Below are 15,094 nucleotides of genomic sequence, written 5' to 3'. Positions count from 1 at the left end.
GTCGCCAGAAAATTCGTCTTCCGGAAAATTGGCATGTTTCATCCGCTTTTGCGAGCGGGCATCATTTCGACTTGGCGGCCACCGACACGCGCATGCCCGGCACCGGGATTTCGGCGACGCAACGGGCGTTGGCGATGGCCATTCGCCGCCGGGTCAACTGCATCTGGACCAGGGCCAGAGCCAGAATGTCGGCGCCGAACAGACCGGCGACGGGCATCATCAGGCGGTCGAGCAAGGCCCCCATCAATGGAATGGCGAACAGCAAAGGCACCGCCAGATACAAAAAGACGTCACGCCAGCGGGCGGCACGGATGACCGCCGCCGCCATGCCGGCAAAGGGGGATTTGACCACCAGATCGACCCCGGCATGGGCGATAGCGTTCACCGCCTGTTGGGCATAGCTGGCCGGCAGGTCGCTTTCGTCGAAGCTGGCGCGTAAAAACAGACCGCTGGGATCCGAGGTGAAGGTCACCGACATGGCGTCCAACGGCCAGCGTTCACGCGGGATGACGGGGCGGATACGGCGGAATACTTCCTGACTGAAGGACGAGGCGACGGTAACGTAAACGAGATCGGTGCTCACGGCTTTAATCCCAAAACCTGTACCTGCACCTTAGCCCCCCCGCGCCATATCCTCAATAGACCCCTTGCGCGTTCAACACCGCCGCATAGCGGCGATCCTCGATCAGGATGTGATTGACGATCCAACCTTGCAGGAAATCCAGCACCTCGGCCGGACTGGCCGGGTCGTCGCCGCCCAGGCGCTGTTCCAGTTCCTGCACCTGGGCAATCAGTATCTTGTGCCGGTTCTTGTGTTCAGCCCCACGATCATAGCCATAGCGATCCAGCAGCGCCTCTTCCTCGGCGAAGTGGAACATGGTGTAGCTCAACAAGAAGTCCAGCGCGGTGACGATTTCGTCAGGGCCACGCTGGCTTTCCACCGCGTCCAACAGGCGGTTGGCGGTGGCGAACAGACGCTTGTGCTGGGTGTCGATGCGCTGGATGTTGACGCTGTATTCCTGCTGCCAGGTCAGCAACGTGCGCCCGGCAATGGCCACCGACGATTCCAGGCTGGTGCGGCGCTCGAAGGATTCGAACAATTTCCACCGCACATTGGGAATGGCTGCCAGCCGACTGGCGGAAATCATATAGACCTCGGCCGGGCCATGGGCGCGCAAGGTGGCGATACCGGGGGCGTCGAAAATGGCCGCCTCTTCGCCGAAGAAATCCCCATGTCCCAGCGTTTCCAGCACGTTGTCGCCCAACATGCGCAATATCTTGCCGCTGGCGATCAGGCCGACGGCACGTTCCCGCCCGTCGATCACCGCACCATCATCGAATTGCACCAGACGCATGGTCTTGGCGATGGCGTTCAAGGTGCCGGTGGACACCACGTCGCCCAAAAGCCGGGTGCGCGATAGAAATTCACGGCTTTCCAGCAGACGTGAAATCTCGCCGAACAGATTGTGGCGGCGAACGAAGGCGGTGTAGACGTCGGCGGGAATTTCCAGAACCTGGACGAAATTGACGGCGCAGCAGGTTTCCGACGGCGGCAAGCCGTGCAATCCGGTCAACTCGCCCAACAGCGCGCCGGCCGACAGCACGGCACGGAAATCGCTTTCGTCGTCCAACATCTCCACCTGACCGGTCAGCAGCAGATAGATGTTGGCATGGGCCTGACCGGCCTTGAACAGGATGGTTTCCGGGTTGAAGGTGGTCAGGGGCCCGTTCAGCACCGCCCCCAGATGGTCGCCCGACACAGTGGGGAAGTATTCCGCCATCAGGTGATAGGCCGAGCGGCCTAAAAAGTCGCGGTGCCCGGTGATCAGCACGTCGACGGTGCCGAAACTGGCGCCCGAGCCGATTTTCTTCTGTTCCGGCGTCAACGGCTGGGCGGTGTGGGCCAGGATCATCTTGCCCGAACGGTCGTCCTTGAAATCCTGGGCGCAGCCGTGGATCAGCCCACCGCCGATATCCACCTTCTTGACGTCGGCGGGTTCCAGATAATCCGCCACCACCTTGTCGTACCAGGCCTGCGACAGACCCGGCTGGGTCGGATCGTCGGTGATCATGCGCTCCAGAATATCCAGCCCGACCACGTCGGCCAGATGGGCATAGCTGCGCCAGCCGCCGGCGGCCATGGCGCGGAAATGGAAGATCGTGGTTTCCACCGGATGGGGAGAGAACACCGGCTTGACGTCCAGGCCGTCGACGTCGTTCCACTGGCCCATGACCAGATCGCGGACATTGAAATAGTCGTTGAAATCGTCCTCTTCGATGGACAGCAGCGCCGACAGCTTCTTGGCCACCGCCGAACGCACCATGGGCACGGCGAAATAACTGATACGGCGATCGGCCTGCATCAAGGTGGTCAGGCCGGCGAAATGGTCATCGTGGGAATGGGTGTGAAAGATGCCTTCGATCTCGTTGATGCCGATGCCCAGAGCGGTCAGCGAATGCAACAGATTGGGGCCGGCATCGACCAGATAGATGCGGCCCTGGAACGACAGCACCGAGCCCATGCTGGGCCGGCGCACGTCCCAGCCGTCGCCTTCGCCGGAATGGACCACGGCGAAATAATCGCGGCGGAACTGGAACGACCCCAGCGGGAACGGACATTCATGGGTCTGAAACGGCGGCAGGTTCAAGTCGATGTTCACCGTCTCGCCGTTATAGCTGAACTCGAAACGGTTGAGGCCGATGCGGCGCACGCACACGCCCGCCTTGATCTCCACCGGCTTGTCGTCGTCCAGCGCTCGCCCATCCAGCAGATCGCGCGGGTGGCTGATGCGGCCAAAGGCGAATTTCAGCTTCAGCCGCATCATGTCGCGGGCGAGATCGGGAGCCACCCCGGCCTCGGTCAGTTCCTGTTCCGAGATCAGGCCGTAATTGCCGCGATAGATGTACTGCATCTGGGCGTCGACCTGATCGCGCCGTCCGATGATGATGGGTTTCGACCCGTCATTGTTGGGATGGCCCGGCAACAGCAATCCCTGGCGGTAAAACATCTGCAACACCGGAAACTCGGCCAGATTGCAGAACACGCCGTTTTGCACCATGACGTCAGACAGCAAGATGGCGTTGGGGCCGGTCTCGAACTTGACGCCCTTGGCCTCCATCGGGCGGATCAGGCCGCGCCGCATCAGGTGCTTGACGCTGTCGGCGGGACAGCCGCACAAAACCCGCACATCGGCATCGGGGACGTGAATCCACGACATGCCGGCCATGACCTCGATCTTGAACAGGCTGGCCATGGGTTCAGCCGTCCACCATGAAGAACGCCGACCAGATGTAAGGCGAACTCCACTGACCGATGCGCAGCATTTCAAGCTGAGCGTCGCGCAGGGCCTGATGCGGTGGTTGCCCCTTCATCAGGCGCGAGTAAAGCGCGCTCATCAGCGCCTGGGTGCCGGCGTCGCTGACTTCCCACAACGACGACACCACCGACGACACCCCGGCTTCCTGGAAGGCGCGCCTGAGACCATAGACGCCCTCGCCCTCGTGGATTTCACCCAAGCCGGTTTCGCAGGCCGACAGAATGGCCAACCGGGTGCCGGCCAGATTGAGGTCCAGCACTTCCAGCGCCGTCAGCACGCCGTCATTGTCGGTGTCGATCTCACCCAAGACCGGGGCATTGGCATTGATGCCGGCAAAGGCCAAGCCCGCCCGCAGCAACGGATTGTCGCCCGGCGGCGGGATCTGGATATCGCCGCCACGCTGCAATTTCAGCAAGCGCTTACGCAAGGTGTCATCGGCTTTCAAGAAGAAGCCGTGGGTGGCGATGTGCAGCACCTCGGGCGCTTCGGTCATCTGCCGCAGCACCGATTCCTGGGCGCTGCCCTTGCTGAAGATGGTGCTCTTTTTCCCCTGCTGATCCACCGTGGTGCGGATGATCTGGCCTTCGCGCTCGGCGCCGGGCAGCGGGTCGAAACGCAGGCCGCGCATGCCCGACGACATGCCGCGCAGACCGTCCGACAGGCCGGCGGCCCGGCTTTTGCCGCGCACGCTGTCCAGCTTTTCCTTGCCGGTGACAGCGTCGGTTTCGTAATCGGGGCCGGCATTGATCATATAGCCGCCCTTGGCCGCCTTCAGCCGTGACGGCAACAGATTGCGCGACGAGGTGAAGATGTGCAGGTCCAGCCCTTCGATCAGATATTTGCCGTCGCTTTCCACCAAGGCGGCGAAGGGCATGATGTTCAAGACGCCATCGGGAATGATATAGGCCACCGGCGCCTGACCGATGGTCTTGGCGATGGGCTTCCAGATCAGGTCATAGGAATCCTGGCCGCTTTCCAGCAATTCGTCGAAATCCAGTTCTTCATCCTGGATGTCCTTGCGGTACTTCAGCACCGAATCGGCGACCTTCTTGGCATCGGCATAGGGCACCATGCCGAACACCGCCTTGCCGTCCTTTTTCGTCAAGGTCGCCGCCACCAGCTTTTGCTGGCCCTCGACCCCGTACAGCAGATAATCCACCAACACCGCCTTGTCGGCCAAGGCGGCGACCAGTTGGTCGACGCTGATCTTGTCGGTGGTTTGCAGGAACCGCGCACTGGCACGGCCCAACTGGCCTTGCAGGATGTCGATGCGGTCGCGCAGATTGACCAGGATTTCGGCGTGACGTTCGCCGGTTTCCGGCACCGGGCCGGACAGGGTCAGCGCCCCCAGCTTCTTGCGGGTGGCTTCCAACTCATTGGTCAGTTTGGCCAGTTCCGGGTTGCCGGACAGGCGGTTGGCCTGCTGGATTTCCGACGCCACCTTCAACAGCAGTCCCTTGCGGTACAGGCTGATCTCGATCAGGGCACGCCCGGCATCGGCGCCGCCGTGACGAACCAGCAGGTCCATATAGGCGGCCAGTTCCGGGTTGTGCAGGCGGATATAGCCCTCGCGCGCGTTCTCGCCGGTGACATAAAGCATGGTGTTGAGGAAGTCGTTGCGGCGAACGAAGGTTTCGCGCCGGATCTTCAAGGCGGCGGCGAAATCGCCCTTGTCTTCCAGAACCCCGGCCAGCGAGTTCAGCGTCTCGAAGGTATAGGGATGGACCTTGCCCAACACCGCGTCATCGGCGGCCAGGGTCTGTTCCAGCAGCGTGCGCGACGCATCGGCGCGGCCCTGCTTGCGCAACAGCACCCCCATGTCATGCATCGAGCGCAAGGTGTCCAGATGCTTGTCGCCCAGACTCTGACGGCGCGCCGCCAGGGTCTTGGTCAGGATCGGCTCGGCCTCGGCCAGTTTACCCTGGCCCATCAAGGCGCGGCCCAGATTGTTGGTTGCCTTCAGGGTGTCGATATGGTTGGCCCCGTTCAACTGGGTCCATTCCGCCACCACGCCCGCGAATTCCGTCGCCGCCTGCTCGTAACTGCCTTGCAGCATATGCAAGTACGCCAGATTGTTGGCGAAGGCCACCGTGTTGGGGTGCTTGCCGCCCAGACGGCGGGTGTGCACGGCCAGAGCCGATTTATAAAGCGCCTCGGCCTTGTCGAACTCGCCCTGGCTTTCATGCAGCAGGGCCAGATTGTTCATGCCGATGACGGTGTTGACATGATCGTCACCGTAAAGCTTGCGCGAGGCTTGCAGCGCATCGCGCAAATAAGGCTCGGCCCGGTCGAACAGACCGGCCTTTTCCAGGATTTCGCCCAGATTGTTGGCGGCGATGATGGTGAATTGATGATCGGCGCCCAAGACCTTCAAGAAGCGCTCATGCGCATCCTTGAAGGTGGCCTCGGCCTCGCGCAAGTTCCCTTGCTGGCGCTGGATGCTGCCCAGCGAAGACAGCGCCGACACCGTGGCCGGATGATCGGGACCATAGGCCTTGGTGTTGAAGGCGATCACCTCGCCGATGGTGGTTTCCGCCCCGGCATATTCACCGATGGCCACCAGCACGTCGGCCAGATCGCTCTTGCCGGCGATGGTGCGGGTGGTGTCGCCGGCGGCGCCGGCCTCGGCCACCACGCCCTCCAGCAAAGCGCGGGCCTGGGGGGCGTCGCCGCGCTTCAAGGCGATGCGGGCCGCTTCCAGCCGCGCATCCAGATTGGCTGCCTCGCCCGGCGGGTTGGTCACCCGCAGGACCAGCACCGCCTGGGTGGCGGCGGCGGCGGCTTCGGCCAGATTGCCGGCACCGCGCGACACGGCCGCCTGCAATGACAGACACTTGGCGGTGGTCGGGTGGAAGTCGGTGAACAGGCCCTTCAACTGGCCGCACACGTCCTGGGTGATCTTGTCGGCATCGGCATAACGACCGCCGTTGAGCAGCGGCGTCACCACCGCCAGCCGGGCGGCCAGCGCCTGCGGATGAGCGGGGCCGAAATCCTTGACCGCCGCGTCGGCACTGAGTTGGGCGATTTCCGCCGCTTTGTCGTATTGGGCCAGGGCGGCGAAATGATTGGCCAAGGCCGTGTTCAGCGCCAGGGCTTCCGGGTGGCCGGCGCCCAAGGTCTTGCCAGCCGCATCGATGGTCTGGCGCAGCACGGCTTCCGCTTCTTCCGCCTTGCCGGCCATACCCAGCACCCGGCCCAGATCGCCACCGCTGGCCAGCGTGGCCATATGGCCCTCGCCCAGATTGTCGCGGGCGATGCCCAGCGCCTGACGGGCGCGGCTTTCGGCAGTGGCCAGATCGCCACCGCCGGCAGCCGTGCTGGCCGCCTGCCGGGTGCGCTGCCACATGGCGACGATGCGGGCCTTGTCGTCACTGACGCCAGAGGCGGCCTGGGTTTTCTGCGCCACCCAGGCCGGCGGCACGTCCACCAGCTTGGTGATCTCACCGGCGTAAAGGATTGCGTCATCCGTCGCCTTGGCGGCGATGGCCAGGGGCAGGGCGGCCTTGAACAAAGGCAACGCCTGATCGGTCTTGCCCAACGCCATGGCCAGCGAGGCGGCGTTGTGGACGTGGTTACGGTCCGACGGCACCAATTGGTGCGCCTTGAGATAATCGGCATAGGCCTGTTCGGCATTGCCGGCGGCCAGGGCTTTCTTGGCCTGGACGACCAACTTGTCGGCCTGCGACTTAGCCTGGGCCGAAACCTTGACGGCAGCGGGGACGGCAGCCGGTTCGGCGGCGACGGCCATGCTCGGCGCCACCAGCAACAAGGCGGCGGCCAAAGCGGCGGAATGGTACAGAGCCTTCATTCTGATGCTCCTAGGGTGTGCCTTACTTTTCCTTGGCGGTATAAGAGCCATCCCAATCGGCGGGCGGCGGCTCGGCTTCATAATGGGCGATACGGTCGAGATAGATTTTATAAAGCATGCGGTTGGGTTCGAGTTCGGACAAGGCCTGAAACTCTGCCTTGGCCTCACTAAAGCGGGCAGCGCGATAAAGCGCCAGGGCCGCCGTATAGCGGGCCAGGATATCCAGCGTCTGCTGATCCACATCGCCGTCGAAGCCCAGGGGCTCGAAGGTGCGCACCGGCTGGTCCTTGCCCTTGACCTTGACCAGATCGACCTCGCGGGCGATCAGGCCGGGCACCTGGGCCAGGGTGTATTCGCTGATCTGGGTGAAGATGCCGTATTGCTTGGTCAGGCTTTCCAGGCGCGAGCCCAGATTGACGGCATCACCCATCACCGTATAGGCCAGCCGGAAGTCGGATCCCATGTTGCCGACGCTCATCACCCCGGTATTGAGGCCGACACCGATCTTCAACGGCTTCCAGCCCCGGGCGATGAAACTTTCCGACAATTCGTCCATGGTCTTGCCCATGGCCAGGGCGGCGCGCACCGCGTGTTCGGCGTGGTTCTCGTCGCGAAGCGGCGCCCCCCAGAAGGCCATGATGGCGTCGCCCATATACTTGTCGATGGTGCCGCGATTGGCCTGGATCACCCGGGTCATGGGCGACAGGAAGGCATTCATCAAGGTGGTCAGATCTTGCGGGCTCAGGCCTTCGGAGATGGTGGTGAAGCCGCGCACGTCCGAGAACAGCACGGTCATTTCCCGGCTTTCGCCGCCGACCGAGACTTCCTGGCCGCTTTCGTTCATTTCCTTGACCAGTTCCGCCGGGATGTACTGGCCGAAGGTCTTGGATATCTGCTTCTTCTGGTTACGCTCGACCATATAGGCGCGATACTCGATCAAGACGTAAGACAGGATGCCGGCGGCCAGGGCATAGGACAGCGGCAGCACCAGTCCGGCATGCACATAGACCGCGGTGACGGCGACGACGAAACCGCCCAGGATGATGACGGCGCCGACGGCGCGAAACACCGGACGGCTGAAGGCGACCGCCAGCAGGATCATCAGCATCATCAACACCGAGGTGACGGCGGCGGCCAACGGCGTGCCGGCGGCGCGCAGCGGCGCCCCCTTGAGGATCGAGCTGATGGTGTCAGCGATGATTTCCACCCCATAGACCATACCGACCGGGGTATCGAACCAATCATGCGACACTTCCGAGGTGTCGCCGACCACCACGATCTTGTCCTTGACCCAATAACCCAGCTCTTCCTTTTCCGCCTCGTCCAGTTGCGAGATGTCGAGAAACTCAAGGGCGCTGATTCCCGCCGACTGGCTGAGGAAACGGGTGCCGCTGGGCAGGGGCGGGAAGTCGATATAAAGATGGTTGCCGTGATCCAGCGGCACCTTCAGGTCGCCGAAGGACAGGACGTTGTTTTCCAGTTTGGGCTGTTGTCCCAGATACATGGCGACCGCCTGCACGGCGAAGGGCCAGCCGTGGCGTTCCTTGGTGATGTCCGGGTGAATCTTCAGCCGCGACAGCACGGTCAGCAGGGCCGAATTGGAGGAGATGTTCGTATAGCCGCTGACCGAGGCCTCGTCCAACAGCTTGGTCGGATAGTTGAGCTTGACGAACTTGCCGTGCTCGAACTGCCCTTGCGCCACCAAGATGGTGTTGCCGGCATCCTTCAACGCCGCCGCCAAGGTGGGGTCTTCATTATAAGAGCTGGGGAAATCCATCAGCATGTCGACGGCCACCACTTTGGCGCCGAGTTCCTTGATGTTGCTGATGATGGCACCGATATCGGTACGGCGCAGGGGATAGCTGCCATAGGCCTTGAAGAACGGTTCGTCCACATTGACCAGGACCACGTCCTTGGAAATGCTTAAATCCTTCTGGTCGCCATAGGCGATGCGCATCTGGTGGCGGAACGAATTGGCCTGATCCTCCAACAGGGCGAACCATTCAAAATGCTGCGCCGGCAAGGCCAGCAGAAACAGCAGCACGGTCAGCAGCACATCGCGCCTGGCCAGAAAACCCATCTTCCCTCTCCCCACGCCCACTCACGAAAAGAACGGCGGACACTCAACGAAAAAAGCGGCGGGACTGTTCGTCCCGCCGCTTCGGTCCGATCGATCAGTTGCCTTCCAACTGCTCGTTATAGACCAGAGCTTCCTTTTGCCGCAGGTCGCGCAGCTTGAGGTCGTTATAGGTCTTGATCAGCAGCGGACGCATGTCGTTGTCGTCCTTATGAGAAGCGAAGTGCTTGCGATAGGCATCCATGGCGGCAACGGTGACGCCCTTGGAGTCGAGATAATTGCCAAGCGCGAATTCATCGCCGGTCGAGGCCGCCTTGACGCGGGCGACGCCGTCGACCAGGGCCTTGTCCTCGGTCGCCGACAGCCAGACGATGGTGCCACCCTTTTCGGTCTGACCAACGGCCTGGCCGCCTTCGGTGACGGTGACGCCGAAGGAATGCGCCCCCGGGGTCAGGCTGGGCACGCGGAAGCGCACCATCTCGCCGCTGGTCGCCGGCACGGCATGGGAAGTGCCGTCGATGACCAGGGTATAGCCGTACTGGGCCCCCATGTTTTCCCACACCAGATCGGGATAGGTCGGGCTAAGGGTGATGTCGGAGGCGACGCGCAGCTTGAGGTCGGCGGCTTCCTTCTTCACCGAGCGACGCACGGTGGTGTATCGCTGGGCCTCGGCGAAGCGGTTGGACAGACCGGCGACCAGATCGCCGCTGGCCGCTTCGGGGGCCGACAGGCTGCCCGACACCGCCTTGGGGCCGGCGGCGGTGATTTCCACCACCGAATTGGCGCCGATGGTCTGGGCCATGCCGGAATTCTGGTCGATCAGCTTGCCGCCGCCATCGGCACCGGTGCGGACCTGAGTTCCGACGAACAGGAACTTGTTGCGGGTGACCGGCGCCCATTTGTCGCCGCCCTTGCTGGTCTCGACCGCGCCGGCAACCTGCATCAGCATGGAAACCGGCGGCTCCGAGGCCTGTACCGCCTGGGTCCATCCCATCATCATCAGGCCTGCCGCCAAGGCCACTGCGAGTATTCTGCTCATTGCCTGCTCCGTCGGTTAATGCCGCCCGGGCACCGCCCGGGCCGGATATCCGGATTGGATATCAAGATCGTTGCCCCGCACATCACGGGTTATAGTTCTTCATTATGCCCCCAAGCGCAAAAGAATGCATCAGGTGAGCACCGGAAGAATCGCCGGGTGATGAACTTTAATTTTAAGGACACCGGGCAAAACCTTTGGTTTTCAGCGGCACTCAACGGCCATTACTATAAAGGGTTGTGGCGCATCACCCCAAACAGAACCGAGTATGCACACCAAAGACAGCCTCGCTCCACTCTGTGCATATTGAATAAATACGCACAGCAGTTTGGTTATATTGCGTCAACCATTGTTGAAAACTTGACGTTTCCAAACGACCAAGACAAATTACATACGCGTAATATGTCCATGGGCATTGATGATTTGGGGACAGGCAATGCTGCAAAATCTACGTTTGTGGGCCAAGATCACCTTGGCCATGGGGATTTCCGTTGCCCTGGTTGTGGCCGCCCTAACCGCCGTCAACCTGGGCAATCTGGACGACGTGGTCGCCCAGGCGGAAAAGTCCGAGCTTGACGGCCATGTCCGCGCCATCGCCCAAGCCATCGCCATGGAAAGCCGTACGGCGGAAGCCTTGTCGCAATTCGTCGCCGCCATGCCCCTGGTCCAGGACAAGTTCAGCGACGGCGACCGTAACGCCCTGACCAACCTGTTCCAGGCCACTTTCAAGCCCATGGCCAGCGGTTTCGGCATCGAGCAGTTCCAGTTCCACACACCGCCGGCAACCTCGTTCCTGCGTCTGCACAAGCCCGAGAAGTTCGGCGACGATCTGTCGTCGTTCCGCTTCACCGTAGTCAACACCAACAAGACCGGCAAACCCACCCGCGGCCTGGAAGGCGGCGTCGCCGGCTTAGGGATTCGCGGTGTGGTGCCGGTGTTCGGTCGTTCCGGCCCGGTGGGCTCGGTGGAATTCGGCATGACCTTCGGCCAGAGCTTCTTCGATTCGTTCAAGACCCGCCAGGGTGTGGACGTGGCCCTGCATCTGGTGGCCGATGGCAAGCTCAGCACCTTCGCCTCGACCATGGGCAAGGACCCGGTGATGGCCAAGGACCTGCTGATGAAGGCCTTTGCCGGCGAGGCCCAATTGGCCCACCTGGAACTGAACGGCGCCCCCAAGGCGGTCTATGCCGCCACCATGCAGGATTATTCCGGCAAGGCCATCGGCGTCATCGAAGTAGCCATGGACCGCAGCCATTACCTCACTTCGTTTCAGCGGGCGCGCAACACCTCGATTTTGGTCGGGCTGGTCGCCCTGGCCGCCGGCTTGGCGCTGGCGCTGTTGACCGCCCGCGGCCTGACCCAGCGCATCGGCGCCCTGATGGAAGGGGTGCGCCACGTGGCCAAGGGTGACCTGACCGTACAGATCACCGCCGATGGCCAGGACGAATTGGGCGATCTGGCCCGCGCCGCCATGGACATGCGCGAACAACTGCACAAACTGGCGCTGGAAGTGCGCGCCCACGCCCAGGCGGTGCACGCCGCCGCCCAGGAAATCGCCGGCGCGGTCGAGGGTCAGGCCGCCACCTCGTCGGAGATGTCGGCCTCGGTGGCCGAGATCACCTCGACCATGGAGGAATTGTCGGCGTCGTCGACCCAGATCGCCGAACATTCCAAGTCGGTGGTCGATATCGCCAACACCACCTATGACAATTCCCGCAAGGGCACCGAGGCCATGGCCCAGGTGCTGGGCAAGATGGGCGACATCCAGCAAGACAACCAGCACTCGCTGAAGGAAATCCTGGACCTGGGGACACGGTCCAAGGAAATCAGCAAGGTGATGGAAATCATCAACGCGGTGGCCGACCAGACCAAGCTGATCGCCTTCAACGCCGCCCTGGAAGCGGCCAGCGCCGGCGAGGCCGGCCGCCGTTTCGGTGTCGTCGCCGCCGAAATCCGCCGTCTGGCCGACAGCGTCACCGATTCCACCGGCGAGATCGAAACCAAGATCAGCCAGATCCAGGATTCCATCTCGCGGCTGGTCATCACCTCGGAAAAGGGCGCCGCCGGCATCGACGCGGGCATGACCGCCACCGGCCACACCTCGGACCGCCTGGACGAACTGGTCGAGGCGGCGCACCACACCAGCAGCGCCGCCCAACAGATTTCGCTGTCCACCCAGCAGCAACGCACCGCCAGCAATCAGGTGGTGGTGGCCCTGCGCGAGATCGTCACCGCCTCCAGCCACACCGCCCAATCCATCACCCGCATTTCCGACGTCAGCCGCGACATGACCCGGCTGTCGGCGGAACTGGACACCCTGGTCAACCGCTTCCGCCTGGACCCCGGCTGAAAACGGCGGCGCCCCGGTGATGACCGCCCCCCCGATCCGCGTGCTGCTGGCCGATGACAGTGCCTTGGCCCGCGGGCTGCTGCGCGGCTTCCTGGAAGCCGATGGCGGTTTCCAGGTGGTGGGCGAGGCCTGCCATGGCCGCGAGGCGGTGGAGATGGTCCTCGCCCTGCGCCCCGATCTGGTGACCATGGACCTGGAAATGCCGGTCATGGGCGGGCTCGAGGCCATCGCCGAAATCATGGCCAGCAAGGCGGTGCCCATCTTGGTGGTGTCGTCGGTGGCCGATGCGGCCAACGCCTATGCCGCCGTGGCCAAGGGCGCCGTCGATGTGGTCAGCAAGCCCAGCCTGGACCCGGACGAGCAACGCGACTTCGTCGCCAAGGCCCGTTTGGTGTCGAAAATTCCGGTCATCACCCATGTCCGCGCCCTGCGCGTCGGCGCCCCGACGGTGGAAGCGCCGCCACCCCGGTCGCAACCGGCGCTGCCCGTTGATCTGGCCGCCGCCAGCGGTCGGGCCTTTTTCATCGCCTCGTCCACCGGCGGGCCGCAGGCCCTGGCCCATTTACTGACTCGTTTGCCGGCGGATTTCCCCTGTCCGGTGCTGGTGGCCCAGCATATCGCCGACGGTTTCGCCGCCGGCATGGCCGACTGGCTGGGCAGTCTTGCTCCGCTGCCGGTGCGGCTGGCGACCCAAGGCGATCTGGTCGCCCCCGGCATCATCTATGTGGCGCCGTCGGAACGCCATCTGGCCGTCACCCACAGCCGCCGCCTGACCTTGCTGGAGCGCCAGTCCAAAGATGTCTACCGCCCCAGTTGCGATGCGCTGCTGGAAAGCGGCGCGGCGGTGTTCGGACGCCGCGCGGTGGGCATCATCCTCACCGGCATGGGCCGCGACGGCGCCAGCGGCATGGCCGCCATCAAGGAAGCCGGCGGCACCACCATCGCCCAGGACGAGGCCAGCTCGGTCATTTACGGCATGAATCGGGTCGCGGTAGAGCAAGGGGCGGTGGACCGGGTGCTGGCCCTGGACGCCATCGCCGCCGCCATGGCCGAACTGGCGGGGAGGAACGGATGACTGGCCCAACCCTGCAAGGCTTCAAGGATCTGGTCAGAGGCCGCTGCGGCCTGATGCTGGAAGGCAATGGTGAGGAAACGCTGAAAGCGGCCATAGCCGCCCGCATGCAGGCCACCGGCGTGCTGGGCGAACAGGCCTATCTCGCCCGGTTGACCACCAATGAGGCCGAGTTCCAGGAACTGGTCACCTTGCTGACCATCAACGAGACCTATTTCTTCCGCGAGCCCGAGCAACTGGCCCTGCTGACCGAAAAGATGGTGCCGCGTCTGCTGGCCTTGCGCGGTCCGGGCCGGCCCATCCGCATCCTGAGCGCCGGCTGCTCCACCGGCGAGGAACCCTATTCCATCGCCATGGCCCTGTTGGACCAATACGGCGAGGCCATGGGGTCGCTGGTCCGCCTTTATGCCGGCGACATCGACCATCTGGCCCTGGCCAAGGCCCGCGCCGGTCATTACAGCGCCTTCTCCTTCCGCGCCCTGTCGCCCGAGCGCCAGCAGCGCTATTTCGCCCCCATCGGTCGCCACGGCTTCGCCCTGGCCGAAACCGTGCGGACACGGGTCGAATTCCATCACCTCAATCTATTGTCGGCGGAACCACCCGCCAGCCTGCATGATTTCGACATCGTGCTGTTCCGCAACGTCTCCATCTATTTCGACGCCGACACCCGCCGGGCCATCCAGCACAATCTGGCGCGGATGATGACATTGGACGGGGTGCTGCTGGTGGGCACGGCGGAGACCCTGGCCAATGATCTCGGCGTCCTGCGGCTGGTGGAAGAAGACGGCCATTTCTATTTCGCCAAGGGCGCCGCCGCTCCACCGCCGCCCAGGCCGTCGCGCTCGCCGCCGCCAGCACCACCAGCACCGCCGCCCAAGCCGAACCGCCCGGTGCCGGCCCCCGTCGTCGCCACCGTCGTCGCCACCGCCGCACCGGCTCCCGACCTGGACACCGCCCGCCGCCTGATCCGCGACAAACGCCACGACGAGGCCGGCGCCTTGTTGCGCGGCATTCTGGCCCAAAGTCCCGACCATCTGTCGGCGCTGGTGCTTTTGGCCCATGTCCAGGTGCTGCGGCGCGATCACCCGGCGGCCCAGACCTTGGCCCAACGGGCGCTGGAGCTTGATTCCTGGTCGGTCGAGGCCATGGTGGTCCAAGGCTTCGCCGCCAAATGGCAAGGCGACCACGACGCGGCCATCCGCTGGTTCAAGCAGGCGGTCTATACCCGCCATCATTGCTGGGTGGCGCAATATTATCTGGCGGAATCCTATCGCGCCGCCGGCCAACCCGATCTGGCCCGGCGTACCTATCGGGTCGCATTGCAGCACCTGACCCAGCACCCCGACGGCGACGGCGGCCTGAGCCTGCCGCTGGGCCTGCCGGTGGCCGAGGTGCGCTTCCTGTGCGAACGTCACGCCGGCGGACGGGGATAGA

The 15,094-nt window shown here is 63.5% G+C and carries 8 protein-coding genes; 3 read left to right on the top strand and 5 right to left on the bottom strand.

Annotated features, from left to right (window positions below; all coding sequences use genetic code 11):
* Window positions 1-61: 61 nt before the first annotated feature.
* The 5 genes from MGMSRV2_RS18315 to MGMSRV2_RS18295 form a co-directional block, all read right to left on the bottom strand.
* Complete coding sequence (locus MGMSRV2_RS18315; RefSeq protein WP_024081874.1) at window positions 62-583, bottom strand: hypothetical protein; 522 nt, start codon at window positions 581-583, stop codon at window positions 62-64.
* 52 nt (window positions 584-635) lie between these two features.
* The gene (locus MGMSRV2_RS18310; protein WP_024081873.1) at window positions 636-3,254 is read right to left on the bottom strand and encodes a bacteriohemerythrin; all 2,619 of its coding nucleotides are present in this window, start codon (window positions 3,252-3,254) and stop codon (window positions 636-638) included.
* A gap of 4 nt (window positions 3,255-3,258) precedes the next feature.
* Window positions 3,259-7,125 carry a CHAT domain-containing protein gene (locus MGMSRV2_RS18305; protein WP_024081872.1) on the bottom strand — a complete coding sequence of 1,289 codons (3,867 nt, stop codon included), beginning with the start codon at window positions 7,123-7,125 and terminating at the stop codon, window positions 3,259-3,261.
* Window positions 7,126-7,147: 22 nt separating this feature from the next.
* Window positions 7,148-9,205, bottom strand: a complete 2,058-nt coding sequence (locus tag MGMSRV2_RS18300; protein WP_024081871.1) for an adenylate/guanylate cyclase domain-containing protein — start codon at window positions 9,203-9,205, stop codon at window positions 7,148-7,150.
* A gap of 94 nt (window positions 9,206-9,299) precedes the next feature.
* Window positions 9,300-10,241, bottom strand: coding sequence for a DUF7354 domain-containing protein (locus MGMSRV2_RS18295; RefSeq protein ID WP_024081870.1), 942 nt, complete (start codon window positions 10,239-10,241; stop codon window positions 9,300-9,302).
* Between the two features lie 433 nt (window positions 10,242-10,674).
* On the opposite strand from MGMSRV2_RS18295, the gene MGMSRV2_RS18290 reads away from it, so the two are divergent.
* From MGMSRV2_RS18290 to MGMSRV2_RS18280, 3 genes are read left to right on the top strand one after another with little or no spacing between them, the layout of a single operon-like run.
* The gene (locus MGMSRV2_RS18290) at window positions 10,675-12,588 is read left to right on the top strand and encodes a methyl-accepting chemotaxis protein (RefSeq protein WP_024081869.1); all 1,914 of its coding nucleotides are present in this window, start codon (window positions 10,675-10,677) and stop codon (window positions 12,586-12,588) included.
* A gap of 19 nt (window positions 12,589-12,607) precedes the next feature.
* A complete protein-coding gene (gene cheB, locus MGMSRV2_RS18285) occupies window positions 12,608-13,663 on the top strand; it encodes a chemotaxis-specific protein-glutamate methyltransferase CheB (protein ID WP_024081868.1) in 1,056 nt (351 codons plus the stop codon).
* Window positions 13,660-15,093: a CheR family methyltransferase gene (locus tag MGMSRV2_RS18280; protein WP_024081867.1), complete on the top strand. Its 1,434-nt coding sequence runs from the start codon at window positions 13,660-13,662 to the stop codon at window positions 15,091-15,093. Before cheB ends, MGMSRV2_RS18280 begins: the two co-directional genes overlap by 4 nt.
* Window position 15,094 lies beyond the last annotated feature (1 nt).

The organism is Magnetospirillum gryphiswaldense MSR-1 v2, from assembly GCF_000513295.1.
GTDB lineage: Bacteria > Pseudomonadota > Alphaproteobacteria > Rhodospirillales > Magnetospirillaceae > Magnetospirillum > Magnetospirillum gryphiswaldense.
Note: the sequence above shows the minus strand (reverse complement) of the source record. Positions and strands in the feature narration are given on the sequence as shown.

Excerpts from the sequence above, each read along its gene's own strand:
- MGMSRV2_RS18300 (WP_024081871.1), bottom strand. The coding sequence starts at position 9,205 with ATGGGTTTTCTGGCCAGGCGCGATGTGCTGCTGACCGTGCTGCTGTTT.
- MGMSRV2_RS18295 (WP_024081870.1), bottom strand. The coding sequence starts at position 10,241 with ATGAGCAGAATACTCGCAGTGGCCTTGGCGGCAGGCCTGATGATGATG.
- MGMSRV2_RS18310 (WP_024081873.1), bottom strand. The coding sequence starts at position 3,254 with ATGGCCAGCCTGTTCAAGATCGAGGTCATGGCCGGCATGTCGTGGATT.
- MGMSRV2_RS18280 (WP_024081867.1), top strand. The coding sequence starts at position 13,660 with ATGACTGGCCCAACCCTGCAAGGCTTCAAGGATCTGGTCAGAGGCCGC.
- cheB (WP_024081868.1), top strand. The coding sequence starts at position 12,608 with ATGACCGCCCCCCCGATCCGCGTGCTGCTGGCCGATGACAGTGCCTTG.
- MGMSRV2_RS18290 (WP_024081869.1), top strand. The coding sequence starts at position 10,675 with ATGCTGCAAAATCTACGTTTGTGGGCCAAGATCACCTTGGCCATGGGG.
- MGMSRV2_RS18305 (WP_024081872.1), bottom strand. The coding sequence starts at position 7,125 with ATGAAGGCTCTGTACCATTCCGCCGCTTTGGCCGCCGCCTTGTTGCTG.